This is a genomic window from Nocardia sp. NPDC059240, from assembly GCF_042753865.1.
Lineage (GTDB): Bacteria > Actinomycetota > Actinomycetes > Mycobacteriales > Mycobacteriaceae > Nocardia.
In genome coordinates this window covers 91,736-105,406 of sequence record NZ_JBHZAC010000010.1, presented here as the reverse complement: position 1 = coordinate 105,406, position 13,671 = coordinate 91,736, and the positions used below count along the sequence as shown (strand labels likewise).

The following is a 13,671-nucleotide window of genomic DNA, read 5'->3' as shown; positions in this document are numbered from 1 at the left end:
GTCGGGGCGGCCCGCCCGGGTCAGCGGTGGATCGCAGGCGCGAAGCTGACCTCCGCGCTCGCGTAGCCGAAGATCTTGCGGCCCTGCGATTTCGCCTCGATGGCGACGGTCGCGGTGCGGCGGCGCTCATCGCGGGCGATCACCCGGCCGGTGAAGTCGATCTCCGCGTCCGCGAGGCGTGGCACGGTCAGATAGTGGACGTGATTGGCGAATTCGGCCCGATACTTGATCACCGCGGCGGGATCCCGCGTCCACGAGGTGACATAACCCGCGGCGAGCGCCAGTACCAGCATGCCGGGCGCGACCAGCGCCGGACCGTCGCCTCGGGGGCCGGGGGCGGGCAGGCCGTCGGCGGGTGGATGGCCCACGGCGCGTGCGTAATCGGTGAGGTCGTTCGCCTTCAGCGTGGTGGCGGCGGTCGGTAGCCGGGTATCCACGGTGAGCCGGTCGAAGTCGATGCGCGTGCGCGGCAGCCGGGTGTGGCGCACACCGGTGGACACCACCGGATCCGCCGTGCCGAAGCCGGCGTCGGCGACCCGCATCGACGCGTGCTCGTGGTCCCCGGTGCGGGCCAGCAGCGCGGTCGAGCCGCGCTGGACCGGCACTCCGTGCTGGTCGGTGAGCACGGCGACGACGGAAAGGACGTCGAAAGACCGGAAGTGCCGGAAGGATTCGAAGTAGACGTCGCAGGTCAGCACGTCACCCGCCAGGAGTGGACGGCCGATGTCGAGGGTCTGGTCCACGTGCACCACCCGGTCGGTGTGATACCCGGTGATCAGCTGCTCGAGGATTTCACGCCGCGCCTGCTGCCACACCACCGCGGCGAAGGTGGGCGGGGCCACCACCGCGTCGAAACCCAGCCGGGCGGCCGCGGCCTCGTGCCAGTGGGCGGGATGGAAAGCCTGGACGGCACGAGCGAACTCGCGGATACGCATCCGCTCCACGGGGAAGGTCCGCGTGCACCGGTAGTGCCTGCCGACCAGTGCCCGCGCCTGCTCGGCCCCGGCGGCCGCAGTTCGGTGGTTCATGAATATCAATAATTCATCCCGCGAATCCGCCCGCGTGGAATCGGCGGGATATTTGGATATTTCACCGAAATCCGCCGGAAATTCGTGAACTGGTCCAAGGTTCGGCGGCAGCCCTTCTGGCGCGGTCGTGCGGCGGCCTACCTTGAGCGCGGTTTCGATGCAGGAAGGCATGAAATGAGAAGAAACACGCGCCGCAAGACGGTAAGGACAGCAGTATTTTTGGGGGTTTCTCTACTGGCAGTCGGATTCTCCGGTGCGGGCGCGGATGCCGATCCCCAATCCGCGCCGACCGAACAGCAATTGGCGGATTACATCGCGGCGGGCGTGAAAAGCGCGCCGATCGCCGACTCCGGATCGGCGTGCACCTCCGGCAGCGGCGCGGGTTCGGGCAACGGCTCCGGGAACTGTTTCGGCGGCAGCGGATCCAGCTCCGGCTCCTCGGGCGGCTACTCCTCCGACACCAAGGGCTACGGGCCGTCGATGACCTCATGGCTGGCGGCCTTCGGCTACGGGTTACTGAATCCGGACGCGACCCCGCCGGGAGCCAACGACTGGAACTGCAAACCGTCGGCCGCGCATCCGCGGCCGGTGGTGCTGGTCCACGGCACCTGGATGAACGCCTACAACGGTTTCGCGTTCATGGGCCAACCCATCAAGGACGCGGGCTACTGCACCTTCACCCTCAACTACGGCCGGTCCAACCTGATCGAAGGCGGCGGGCTGGGCTCGGTGCTGCCGGGCACCATGGGCACCGGCTACATCCAGGACTCGGCGAAACAACTGTCCGCCTTCGTGGATCGGGTGCTCGCGGCCACCGGCTCGTCCCAGGTCGATCTCGTCGCGCACTCGCAGGGCGGGCCGATGTCGAACTGGTACACCAAGTTCGAGGGCGGGGCGGGCAAGGTGCACAACATGATCACGCTGGGTGCGACCAACCACGGCACCTCGCTCGACGGCATCGGCGCACTCGGCCGGGCCATCAACAACTTCGGCATCGACGTGCTCGGCCTCGTCGAGATCTTCGTGGGGCACGCCGGAATCCAGCAGACCATCGGTTCGGACTTCGTCAACCAGCTCAATGCCAACGGTGACACGGTCCCGGGCATCGACTACACCGTCGTCGGTACCCGCTACGACGAGATCACCAACCCCTACGACCTCACCTTCCTGAAAGCGGGTCCGGGGGCGCGGGTTTCGAACATCACCCTCCAAGACGGTTGCGAGCAGGACGTTTCCGATCACTTGACGATGATGTACTCGCCGCGGGCGCTGTCGATCGTGCTACGCGCGCTCGACCCCGTGCAGCATCCGAACCTCGACTGCACCATCAACCCGTGGCTGCTGGGCGGCGGCGGATCGCTCTGACCCGCCAGGTGTCCGCGACTCGGCCTCGATCCAGGCGGAGAGCATGCGGGCGGTCATGGCAATGGCCTCCTGCCGTTCCTGGCTGCCGACCTCGAGCGCCGAGACCCGCAGCACACTCGCGAACCCGGTGTTGATGAGCACGAAGGTCATCATGTCGTAGCGGTGATCGTCGCCCGGGCCCAGAATCTGGATCAGCAACACCTTGACCAGCAACCGCAGCCGGGGCTCGAACTCGGGCAGGCCACTGCTGTAGAACTGCACGCCCGCCACCAGCGCGCGCACCAGTTTGGCATTGGCGACCAATTCCTCGGTGAAGACCTCCAGCAGTTCGGTGATGAGTTGCTCACCGAGGGAGAACAATCGCGTCGTCGGTTGCCGTGACAGTCCGGAAACCCATTGTGTGAAGCGGTGTTCGATGTTCTCGAGCAGCCTGCCGAGCAGTTCTTCCACAATGACGCCGCGATCGGAGAAGTACCGGTACAGGGTGCCGATGCTCACCTCGGCCTCGGCGGCGATCCGGTTGGTCGAGGTCTCGGCGATGCCGCGCTCGCCGAAGAGACGGGCGGCGGTATCGAGAATGTGCTCGCGGGTCGCCTTGGCGCGCTGCTGGGTCGGACGCCTGCGGTTGCGCACGGCCTTGGACGGCATCCGCAGCCTCCTTGCTGCAATGAAAATGAGCGATGCTCAGCTTAGCCCTCGAAGATCGAAACCGGTCGGGTATGTTGTTGCGTCACAACGTCGTGGAGGATCGCATGGCCCACGAACTGCCCCGTGGCCGCCTCGCGCGCGGCGGCCGTCTCGGGCGGCTGGCCGCGGGGCAGGCCGCCCGCGGGTTCGGGACCCGGCTGTCGATGATCGGGCGACCCGAGCAGGCCCGCCGGGTCCTGGCGGAACGCTCCTCGCTGCAGGCCGCGCAGCAACTGGTCACGGTGCTCGGCAGCATGAAGGGCGCGGCCATGAAGCTGGGGCAGATGCTCTCGGTGCTGGACCTGGACCTGGTACCCGAATCGCATCGAGAACTGTTCCGCGACAAGCTCGCCGAATTGCGCGATCGCGCACCGGCGGTGCCGTCCAGTGCCATGCGCGCGGTACTCGAGCAAGATCTCGGACCGCTGTCGCGGGTGTTCGCCGAGTTCGACGAGACACCGGTCGCCGCGGCGTCGATCGGGCAGGTGTACCGGGCCCGGTTGCGTGACGGTCGGACCGTCGCGGTGAAGGTGAAGTACCCGGGCGTCGACGACGCCGTCCGGGCGGACATGCGCAATCTCCAAATGCTCAGTGGCCTTTTGAGATCCGTGCTGCCCAGTGCGGGTGACGCGGCGGTCCTCGACGAGATCACCGGCAATATCGGGGGAGAGCTCGACTACGTGCGCGAGGCCCGCGTCCAGCATGGGGTCGCGGCCCGGTACCGCGGTCACCCCTACATCGTGGTGCCCGACAGCATCGAAAGGTATTGCACGCACCACGTTCTCGTTACCGAGTACGTGGAGGGGGAATCGTTCGAGGGGATGCGGGCCCTGCCCGACGCCGATCGCGACCATATCGGGGAACTCGTCTACCGCTTCTACATCAGCGCGCTGTTCACCGACTACGAGTTCTGCGGCGATCCGCATCCCGGCAATATCCTGCTGGATTCGAGCGGCCGGGTGGGCTTCGTGGATTTCGGCCTGTACCACCGGATGGCCGCCGTGGATGTGGAATACGAGCGCACCGGACTGCGGGCCGCGTGCGAGGGGCGCGCTGATTTTCTCTACGAGCACTGGGTCGGTCGCGGCATCATCGACCCCGACGCGGGCGTCGCCGCGGCGGAGGTCCTCGACTACGTTTGGGCCGCCGCGGGCTGGCACCTGCTCGACGAGGAGATCACGGCCACGCCGGAACTGGCGACCACCGCGGTGGTCCTCGCCATCGACCCGCGGTCTGCCGAATTCCGGGGGCTGCGCCGGCAGTCGCTGCCACCCGAGCACGTCTTCTCCCGCCGCGCGGACCTGCTCACCTTCGCCACCCTCGGGCAATTGCGGGCCACCAACAACTGGCACCGCATCGCGCGGGAATGGCTCTACGGAGAATCCCCGGTGACCGAGATCGGCCGCGGCATCCGGCAATGGCGGTCCGAACTCGGCGCGTGACGCGCCGCGTGGTGCGGGTCTCCCACACGATCGGGGTCACGGGTTGGACCATGGTGACCAGCGGCGCGAACCAGGCCGCACGTTTTTCCCGGTATGTCGGCTTTCCGTATGTCCGAGGCTCAGGAGGAACGAAACTCATGGTCACCATTCGGAATCAGTGGCGTTCGGCGGGTGTCGTCACGGCCCTGGCGACACTCGGTGCGGCCGGATTACTCACCGCGGCACCGGCTTTCGCCGCGAACTCGATCGCCGTCGACTCGGCCACCGCGTCGTCGGTCGCCATCGAGTACACCTGCGAATCGGGTGCGGGGGTGGCGAGCATCGACGCCATGGTCGGCGACCCGAACGCGGAAGGCCCGGCCGCGACCGGCAGCCAGACGGCGGTCACCTGTGACGGCTCCCAGCACAACGCGACCATCGCGCTCACCGCCACACCCGGGCAGCCCGCCCTGGCCTCGGGCGCGGGCGTGCAGGTTCGCGTCGCGCTGGTGGATCGCAGCGAGACCGTCGTCTCCGGCACGGCCAAGCTCCTCACCCTGGGCTGAACCGCCGGTGCGCGAGTTGCCCGCTGCGCGACAGCAAGTCGAAACCTGCCGTTAGCGGGCAGCTGTCAGACTCGCCGCCGCGTGCCCGATGCGCAGTAGGTCGGGTGCGCGGCGGTCATGACCGTCGCAAGCACAGTCGCCGGGGCGCGCGCGTCCGGCGGCACACGAGAACCAGGACCCCGGACGTGCGAATCCGTTCGATCATCTGCAGCATGGCCGTGCTGGCGGCGGTGGTTCTGATCGCGCTGTCCGCCAGCCCGTTCGATCTTCCGGCCGCCGCCGAACCCGATGTGGCCGAGACCGACGATCCGGCCGACTCGCCGAGTTCTCCCGACGGTTCGACCATTGTGGCCACCCACGTCGTCGACGGCCGCCACCTCGAGTTCACCGTCCACTCGGCCGCCATGAACGCGGACTTCCCGGTCGAGGTGCAACGTCCGGCCGACACCTCCGTGCCGCGACCCGTGCTCTACATGCTCAGCGGCGGCAGCGGGGGCACCGGTGCCGCGTCGTGGGCCCGGCGCACCGACGTGTTCGAGTTCCTGGCCGACAAGAACGTCAATGTGGTGCAGCCGATGGGCGGCGCGGCCTCCTACTACACCGATTGGCGGCAGGCGGATCCACGCTTGGGCGTCATGAAATGGACCACCTACCTGACCGACGAGCTACCCCCGCTCATCGACGCCGCGCTCCGCACCTCCGGCGTGAACGGGCTTGCGGGCGTATCGATGTCGGGCACCTCGGTGCTGCAGCTCCCCATCGCCAAACCGGGTCTGTACCGCTCGGTGGCGGCCTACAGCGGGTGCGCCCGCATCGCCGATCCGATCGGCCAGGCGTTCGTCCGGCTCACCGTGGCCTTCGGCGGTGGCGACGCGGCCAACATGTACGGCGCGCCCGGCGATCCGATGTGGGCGGCCAATGATCCCTACCTGCATGCCGAGGCCCTGCGCGGACTGGACCTCTACCTGTCCAGCGGCAACGGCCTGCCCGGCCCGCACGATCGTGCCGGTGACCGCCACTTCGCCGGTGCCACCGACAGTCTCGTGAACCAGATCCTGGTCGGCGGCATTCTCGAGGCGGCCGTCGACCAGTGCACGCGGGACATGGCCGACCGCCTGACCTCCCTCGGCATCCCCGTCACCGTCGACCTGCACCCGTACGGCACCCACTCCTGGGGCTACTGGAACGACGAATTCCCCGCCTCCTGGCCGATCCTCGCGCACGGTCTCGGCCTGTAAGGGCGCGATTCGACCGGTTCCAGCATTCCGTCTGGTCGGTTCATGTAAGGCTGGTCGTCGGCAAAGCGTGATTTCCACTCACCAGGAGAGTGTCATGAACGCCGTCACCGCACCTGTCGACACCGACGTTCCCATCACCGGCCGTCGCCGCACCGTCGCCCTGATCGTGGTGCTGCTGGCCTACTTCCTCGACCTGCTCGACAACACCATCGTGAATGTGGCGCTCCCACCGATCCAACGCGAGCTGGGCGCACCGCTGTCGAGCGTGCAATGGGTGGCGGGCGGGTACGCACTGACCTTCGCGATCGTCCTCATCACCGGCTCCCGCCTCGGCGACATCTTCGGCCGTCGCCGCCTGTTCCTGATCGGCGTCGCGGGCTTCATCGCCGCCTCCGCACTGTGCGGTACCGCGTACGGTGCGAACCAGTTGATCGCCTATCGGCTGGTGCAGGGTGCTTTCGCGGCACTCATGGTGCCGCAGGTCCTCGCCACCATCCAGGTGATGTATCCGCCCGCGCAACGCGGCAAGGCGATCGCGGCCTTCGGCGGCCTGGCGGGCCTGGCCACCGTCGGCGGCCCGATCCTCGGCGCGCTGCTGACCTCCGGGGACATCGGGGGACTGGGCTGGCGGTCCATCTTCTACGTGAACGTCCCGATCGGACTGCTGGCCCTGGCGGCCGCGTACTTCGCGCTCCCGGAATCGCATGCGCCACAGGCGGAACGGCTCGACATCCTCGGTGTCGTGCTGAGCAGCGTCGCGCTGTTCCTGTTGGTCTACCCGCTGATCCAGGGCCGCGAGGCCGGGTGGCCGCTGTGGACCTACGGATGTGTCGCCGCGTCGGTCGCGGTATTCGTGGTGTTCTTCGCCTATCAGCGGCACCGTGCCGCGACCGTCGGATCCCCGCTGATCGAGTTGCGGCTGTTCCGGTTACGCACGTTCGACGGTGGATTGCTCACCGCAGCACTGTTTTTCGGCGGCGTCATCGGCTTCTTCATGACCATGACGCTGTACTTCCAGATCGGCCTCGGATACAGCGTGCTGCGTGCGGGCTTGACCGGTCTGCCGTGGGGGATGGCGGTCCCGATGTTCGCCGGTGTCTCCGCGGGCCTGCTGGTGCCGAAGATCGGGCGCGCGGCGCTGCAGCTCGGCTTGGTGCTCTACCTGACCGGCCTCGTCGGATTGATCTGGACCGTAAGCCATTTCGGCCCACACGTCACCTCCACCCAATTCATCGTCCCCCTGCTGATCGGCGGTATCGGCATGGGCCTGGTGGTGGCCCCACTGGTCGACTTCTCCCTGACTGACGTCCCCATCCAAGACGCAGGATCCGCCTCCGGCCTCTTCAACACCACCCAGCAATTGGCCTCCGCCATCGGCATCGCCGCACTCGGCACCGTCTTCTTCGGCCTCCTCGGCACCCAGGCCGCCCCCGCCCTCTCCCACATCCAGCCCCAAGTGCACGCCGAACTCACCGCCGCCGACATTCCACCGGACGCCCAGGATCAAATCTTCGCCCAATTCGGTGCGTGCTTCACCGACCGAGTCCGAGCCTCCGATCCTGAAACCGAACCCGCCTCCTGCCGGGCTGCCGGACCGCAATCAGCCCCGCCCTCGCCCGCCATCGAACGTGCGATGGGCACGGCGGCCTCGACCGCGATGGCCGATGACTTCGGTCGTTCGTTCCAGCGCACGCTCTGGGTGGTCATCGGGACCGGAGCGCTCGCTCTGCTTGCCAGCTTCTGGCTACCGCGTCGGCCGACCCACCACGAGGGTTAACTGCAAAGACGAAAGAACAAGAGCCAAAATACAAAAGCGGCCAGGAGGAGGAGTAGGTAGGTGGCTGGGTTGGGCTGGCCTGCCGGCGGTTCCAGCCTGGTTGCGGTGCGGCCGTTCATCGTCTCTGTGGAGTTGTCAAAGAGCCTCGAGATGCCCCCACCCCGAGTTCCTTTCGTCGAGTGGCACATTTCGGAGGGGTTTTGGGTGATTCGTCCTGAAATATGTGCCACTCGGCGGGGTGTCGTTTGTTGTTTTGTCTCGAGTTGGTGATGCGTGCGGTCCGTGGGCTGGGATCGGCGGGTTGCGGCTCCCGGCTCGGCGTCAGCCCAGGTCCGGTAGGGCAGGTGACGTAACCACACTTCTTCTTTTCAGTTTCTGCGTACGCCGGTGTCGGAGGAGCTATTTCGGTGGGCAAGCAACCCGAGGGGCCCCACCTTTGGTGAGGCTGCCACGAGAATTAGGGACGTAACGACCGTTCGAACGCGGCGGTCGCTTGTTCCCCCGCGTGGTGACGATCGTTGACCTGCGGGGTCTGCGTCGGGTCGACAAGCCGGGGTGCGATCCAGCCGATACGCCCGGCATTCTCGGAATCGCGCGGCATGACAACCGTTTTCCAGTTGTCCGGGCCGTCACCCACCAGGGAATGGCAGGCATCGCAAGCGAGCGTGAGGTTTTCGATGTCGGTCGCTCCGCCTTTGGCCCAGTCGGTGACGTGATGGACCTGGGTCAAGGTGGCGGGGGCGTTGCAGCCGGGGCGGGTGCAGCCGCGCTCGGCGGCGATCAACGCCAGCCGTTGCGCCGGGTTGGCGAGCCGGTTCTTCTTGCTGTGGCCCAGGTGCAGGGGGCGGCCGTGGTGGTCGAAGATCGCCAGGAACGGCTTGGACTTCTCGGCCAGGACCAGCGCTTCCTGCAGCGGGACGGTGCCGCCGGAGGCGGTGGTCGCGACACCGGCGGCGGCCTCGACGTCGGCCAGGCTCATGGTGATGATGGTGGAGACGGGCAGGCCACGGTGCTGACCGAGGTTGGTCGGGCCCATTTCCGGACGCAGGAACGCCACCAAAGCGTCGTGCTGACGCTGCGCGGCAGTGCGGGTGTCACGCTTGGCAGCGGCCTCCAGCACTTCAGCGGTGATTCCTTCTGCCTGCCAGGGGCTTTCGGGGTCGGCGGGGTTGCACATGCCGGGCCGTGCCAGGTCGGCGAAGATCGGGTCGAGCAGCGCGCGTGCGGTCGGGGTGAGTTCGCCGCTGATCGTGGACATACCGTCGATGCCCTGCTTACCCAAGACCACGCCGCGGCGGCGCTGACGGTCGGCCTCGGTAGTCAGTTCACCGTCGGGGTCGAGGCGATCGAGGACGCGAGCTCCAGCCTTGGACAGGTCATCAGGGGTAGAGCGGGTCGCGAGCTCCGCCAACTGCGCTTCGGTGACCTCACGCTGCACAGGGTCGGTCTTGTCCGGGATCCGGTCGACGAGCTTGGCGATCACACGAGCGTGATCGGCCGAGATCCGTCCCTGCTCCTGCAGCTCCGCCGTCGAAGCCAGCACCGGCGGCACGACCTGCCCATCCTGCTGGTGGGTGCCCAGCAGTCCGGCCGCGCGCACGCGGGAGGCGGCGTCGGCGTGCCCGAGGTGCAGGGTGGCTTCCAAGTATTTGTCGGTGCGCGCCTTCCAGCCGGCTTTCTGCGGCAGGCAACGGGTTTCGACGCCGTCGATCAGCCGGTGCTCGAACCCCGCGAGGCGACGCTTACCCATCTCGTAGTCGCGCATCACCGCAACGAACTCACCATCGGACAGCGATGCCAGCGACCCCTGCAACAGTGCGTCGGTGGCCTGCGAGAGCATCGCGATCGCGTCTGCGATCGTGATGTCGTCGAGAACCGTTGCGCCGCTGGTCATACCCCCATTCTACTCCCATCGCACACATATTCGAACCGAATTACATTGTGATATAAGGAGTTTCAGAAACAAATCTAGCCCGTAGCTGGGAAATGCTTGAATTCGATTGCCCGCCAAGCATCGAGAGGGTTGGTGAATTCGTTGATCCAGCCCCTGTATTAGGTCATTAGTCCGAATGCGATGTTCCGGCTGTCTTCGACGATTTCCTGGTACAGCGACTGAGATGCTGGCTGGGCACCTCACTGTGAGGGCCGATTCTGCTGTCGGACTGACAGACTGGTGGGCATGAACGATCACCGGCAACCGGTTCTGTACGCGATCGTCACCGGTTCGCCCGCCGCCCGCGACGTCGGCAAGCTAGTGGATCTCGCTCATTCCGACGGGTGGGAGGTATGTGTGATCGCCTCCCCGGACGGCCGCCGGTTCATCGATGCCGACGCGCTCGCCGTGCAGACGGGGCATACGGTGCGGAGCCAGTGCAAGGAACCCGATGCCCCCGATATCCTGCCCCCGCCCGATGCCATGATCGTCGCTCCGCTCACGGGAAACTCGCTGGCCAAGTGGGCGGCCGGGATCTCGGACACGTTGCCGCTCGGGCTGCTGGTCGAAGCAATCGGCAAGCGCCTGCCCGTGGTGGCCGTGCCCTACTCCAACCGGGCGCAACTCAGTTTTCCGGCGCTTCAGACCGCGGTGCGCAACCTGTCCGAGTGGGGCGTGACGATGCTGGCCGGTGACGACGTCTATGAACTGCACGAGCCCGGTACCGGCGCGGACTACATTCATCTGTTCCCTTGGGAGAAAGCGTGGACTGCGGCGCTGGCCCACCCGTGGCGCACGGCTGAGAGCTAGCCGCCTGATACGGGCGCTACCTGAAACGCAGTCATCGCCACCGGAGACCTCGCTCGGTCAATGCGCGAGTTCCACCACTTCGGTGGGGTGGTGCGGGGTCGTGGAGTCTTCGGTGGGCTTGGGCTTGGGCTTGGTCAGCCACAGGCCGGTGAAAACTGCTGTGGCCAAGGTGATTACGCCAGCTGCGGCGAAGGCGGTGTTGAGGCCGGATTCGAAGGAGGCGCCTGCGGATTGGCGGGTTCGGACGATGGCGCCGAGGAGGGCTACGCCGAGTACCGCGCCGATCTGGCGGGTGGTGCTGCTGATGCCCGAGGCGAGGCCGCCCTCCTGGGGGCTGACCGCTTGGATGGCGGCTCCCGTCAGTGGGGACATGGTCAGGGCGAAGCCGATGCCGACGACTCCCAGTCGCCACCAGACGTTTTCGTAGCCGGTGTCGGCGTGCACCATGCCGAGCGCCAGCAGGCCGAGTCCGGCCAGGGCCAGGCCGACGGTGACCACGATGCGGAAGCCGTAGCGGGCGGCGAGCCGGCCCGCGTACGGGCTGACGATCACCATGGCGAGGGATACCGGCAGGGTTTGCAGACCGGCCCGCAGGATCGAGCTGCCCTGGACGTACACGAAGAACTGGGAGAAGAAGAACGACGAACCCATGAGCGCGAAACCCACGACGATCATGGCGGTGTTGGACACGGTGAACAGCCGCTGCCGGAACAGTTGCAGCGGCAGCATCGGTGCGGTACGACGCGCTTCGACGGCGACGAAAGCGGCGAGAATGATTGCGGCGGTGGCGAAGCTGCCCAGGATCACCGGGGAGGTCCAGCCGCGGGCGCCACCCTCGATCAGCCCGTAGGTCAGCACCCCCACCCCCAGCACGGACAGCACCGTGCCCGGGATGTCGATGGCCGGGGCGCTCGGGTTGCGGGTCTCCACGAGACTGCGCCGGCCGACCACCAGCAGGATCAGGCCGATGGGCAGATTCACCAGAAAGATGGCGGGCCAGCCGAAGACATCGGTCAGCACGCCACCTGCCACGGGCCCCGCTGCCAGGCCGATGCCGCTGAATCCGGCCCACAGGCCGATGGCCTTGATTCGTTCTTGCGGAACGGGATACGCGGCGGCGAGCAGGGCCAGTGAGGCGGGACTCAGCGCCGCGGCCCCGATGCCCTGCAGCACCCGGCCGGCGACGAGCCAGCCGAGCGAGGGCGCGAAGCTGCACAGCACCGACGCGGCGGTGAACACCACGACGCCGGTCAGGTACACGCGCTTGCGGCCGAATCGGTCGGCGAAAATGCCGCCGGACAGCAGCAGCATGGCGACCAGCAGCACGTAGGCGTCGACGATCCATTGCAGGCCGGTCAACCCGGTGTGCAGCCGGTGCTGCATATCGGGCAGTGCCGCTCCGACGATCGTGTTGTCGAGCAGGACCATGCATTGGCCGAGGCAGGTCACCGCGAGCAGCACCGCCCGGTTCGATCGACTGTCTTGGGCCGCATGCGATTTCGCCACGGGAATTCCTCTCGATCATTGATCGCGTGGCCGAGGTGGACGCGGACGGCGATACACCTCGGCGAGCTAATGCAGTCCATGACTGCGTTAGACGACCATAAGGAGAGCGCCTCGCAAACGCAAGTGGCAACTGCGTTAAGGTGAGGGCATGGACGAGCAGCAGCGAGGCCGACGCCCCGGCGGGCGCAGTGCCCGCGTCGGCGCGGTGGTGCATCAGGCCGTCACCGACCTGATCAGTGAGCGCGGTTACGGCAACTTCACCGTCGGCGAGGTCGCGGCCCGCGCGGGAGTGGCCGACAGCAGCATCTACCGCCGGTGGGGCAGCCTGGAAAAACTGCTCAGCGACGTCGCGCTCGCCCGCCTCAATGCGCGGTCGCCGATGCCCGACACCGGGAGTCTGGACGGCGATCTGCGCACCTACGCGGCCAACGTGGCCCGCGAGATCACCGGACCGGACGGGCTGGCGGTGGTGCGCCTGGCCGTCGCCTTGTCGGGCAGCGGCCGAGACGGTGTGCAGGCGGGTGAGGACCTGCTCACCGAGCGAACGCGGCAACTGCAGTCCATGCTCGACCGCGCCCGCGACCGTGGCGAGCACCCACCCGACGCGTTAGCCGTGCTGGACCACATCATGGCCCCGATGTACATCCGCGTGCTGTTCGGTCTGGTCCCGCTCACGCCGGACTACATCGACGGTCTGGTCGACCGATTGCTGTGATCGGAGCGGGTATCCCGGCGTATCCGCCGGGCGAATTGTCAACCGGCTAGCCCTCTTCCGGGGGCAGCTGCTCCAGCGCCCACCGTGCCCATTCCCGGTTCGTCGCGGTGATGCGTTCGCCGTATTCGAGGGCGATGCGGCCGTAGCGGGAGAGGTTGCTGTCGGTCCAGTCGACGGCGTGCTCGAGTTCGATCAGCTCCTCGTGCGCCTGATCGGATCGTTCCTGCATTCCGGCCAGGTAGGCGCGGGCCTGGTCGCGGGGGATTACGCCGAGGAAGAAGATGCGTAGCAGGGCCTCGTTGCGGACGTTGCGTTTGGGGCTGGTGGTGGTGAGCCAGGCGCGGAGGTCGTCGAGGCCGGCGGGGGTGAGGGTGTATTCCTTGCGGCCTCGGGGGCCCTGGTCGCTGACTTCGATGAGGCCGGCGTCGGCGAGCTTGGTGAGCTCGGTGTACATCTGGCTCTGGGTGGCGGGCCAGACGTTGGCGAGCGAATCCTTGAAGGTGCGCAGCAGGTCGTAGCCGCTGGCGGGGCCTTCGGACAGCAATCCGAGCAGGGCGTACCGGAGACTCATAAGAATCACTCTACATTCCACTATTGACATGTCGTAACTGGAGGCTCAATCTTG

The 13,671-nt window shown here is 67.1% G+C and carries 12 protein-coding genes; 7 read left to right on the top strand and 5 right to left on the bottom strand.

Going from position 1 to position 13,671, the window contains the following annotated elements; all coding sequences use genetic code 11:
• Window positions 1–20: 20 nt before the first annotated feature.
• Window positions 21–1,028, bottom strand: a complete 1,008-nt coding sequence (locus ACFXHA_RS32460) for a MaoC family dehydratase N-terminal domain-containing protein (RefSeq protein WP_379362875.1) — start codon at window positions 1,026–1,028, stop codon at window positions 21–23.
• A 174-nt stretch (window positions 1,029–1,202) separates the two neighbouring features.
• On the opposite strand from ACFXHA_RS32460, the gene ACFXHA_RS32455 reads away from it, so the two are divergent.
• Complete coding sequence (locus ACFXHA_RS32455; RefSeq protein ID WP_379362873.1) at window positions 1,203–2,393, top strand: esterase/lipase family protein; 1,191 nt, start codon at window positions 1,203–1,205, stop codon at window positions 2,391–2,393.
• Here ACFXHA_RS32455 and ACFXHA_RS32450 read toward each other — a convergent pair.
• On the bottom strand, window positions 2,310–3,041 hold the full coding sequence (locus ACFXHA_RS32450) for a TetR/AcrR family transcriptional regulator (RefSeq protein ID WP_379362871.1): 732 nt from the start codon (window positions 3,039–3,041) through the stop codon (window positions 2,310–2,312). The two genes, ACFXHA_RS32455 and ACFXHA_RS32450, sit on opposite strands and share 84 nt — an antisense overlap.
• 104 nt (window positions 3,042–3,145) lie before the next feature.
• Between ACFXHA_RS32450 and ACFXHA_RS32445 the strand changes: the two genes are divergently transcribed.
• From ACFXHA_RS32445 to ACFXHA_RS32430, 4 genes are all read left to right on the top strand, one after another.
• A complete protein-coding gene (locus tag ACFXHA_RS32445) occupies window positions 3,146–4,522 on the top strand; it encodes an ABC1 kinase family protein (protein WP_379362869.1) in 1,377 nt (458 codons plus the stop codon).
• 137 nt (window positions 4,523–4,659) lie between these two features.
• The gene (locus ACFXHA_RS32440; protein WP_379362867.1) at window positions 4,660–5,067 is read left to right on the top strand and encodes a hypothetical protein; all 408 of its coding nucleotides are present in this window, start codon (window positions 4,660–4,662) and stop codon (window positions 5,065–5,067) included.
• Between the two features lie 212 nt (window positions 5,068–5,279).
• The gene (locus ACFXHA_RS32435; RefSeq protein WP_379363449.1) at window positions 5,280–6,305 is read left to right on the top strand and encodes an alpha/beta hydrolase; all 1,026 of its coding nucleotides are present in this window, start codon (window positions 5,280–5,282) and stop codon (window positions 6,303–6,305) included.
• A gap of 94 nt (window positions 6,306–6,399) precedes the next feature.
• Window positions 6,400–8,082 carry an MFS transporter gene (locus tag ACFXHA_RS32430; RefSeq protein ID WP_379362865.1) on the top strand — a complete coding sequence of 561 codons (1,683 nt, stop codon included), beginning with the start codon at window positions 6,400–6,402 and terminating at the stop codon, window positions 8,080–8,082.
• A gap of 457 nt (window positions 8,083–8,539) precedes the next feature.
• Here the strand turns inward: ACFXHA_RS32430 and ACFXHA_RS32425 are convergent, their stop codons facing one another.
• A complete protein-coding gene (locus ACFXHA_RS32425; protein WP_379362863.1) occupies window positions 8,540–9,976 on the bottom strand; it encodes a DUF222 domain-containing protein in 1,437 nt (478 codons plus the stop codon).
• Between the two features lie 285 nt (window positions 9,977–10,261).
• Between ACFXHA_RS32425 and ACFXHA_RS32420 the strand changes: the two genes are divergently transcribed.
• Window positions 10,262–10,825: a flavoprotein gene (locus ACFXHA_RS32420; RefSeq protein WP_379362861.1), complete on the top strand. Its 564-nt coding sequence runs from the start codon at window positions 10,262–10,264 to the stop codon at window positions 10,823–10,825.
• A 57-nt stretch (window positions 10,826–10,882) separates the two neighbouring features.
• Here the strand turns inward: ACFXHA_RS32420 and ACFXHA_RS32415 are convergent, their stop codons facing one another.
• Window positions 10,883–12,331, bottom strand: coding sequence for an MFS transporter (locus tag ACFXHA_RS32415; protein WP_379362859.1), 1,449 nt, complete (start codon window positions 12,329–12,331; stop codon window positions 10,883–10,885).
• A gap of 148 nt (window positions 12,332–12,479) precedes the next feature.
• Here ACFXHA_RS32415 and ACFXHA_RS32410 point away from each other — a divergent pair, with 148 nt between their 5' ends.
• The gene (locus ACFXHA_RS32410; protein ID WP_379362858.1) at window positions 12,480–13,046 is read left to right on the top strand and encodes a TetR/AcrR family transcriptional regulator; all 567 of its coding nucleotides are present in this window, start codon (window positions 12,480–12,482) and stop codon (window positions 13,044–13,046) included.
• Window positions 13,047–13,092: 46 nt separating this feature from the next.
• Here ACFXHA_RS32410 and ACFXHA_RS32405 read toward each other — a convergent pair whose 3' ends face one another.
• The gene (locus tag ACFXHA_RS32405; protein ID WP_379362856.1) at window positions 13,093–13,617 is read right to left on the bottom strand and encodes a PadR family transcriptional regulator; all 525 of its coding nucleotides are present in this window, start codon (window positions 13,615–13,617) and stop codon (window positions 13,093–13,095) included.
• Between the last annotated feature and the right edge of the window lie 54 nt (window positions 13,618–13,671).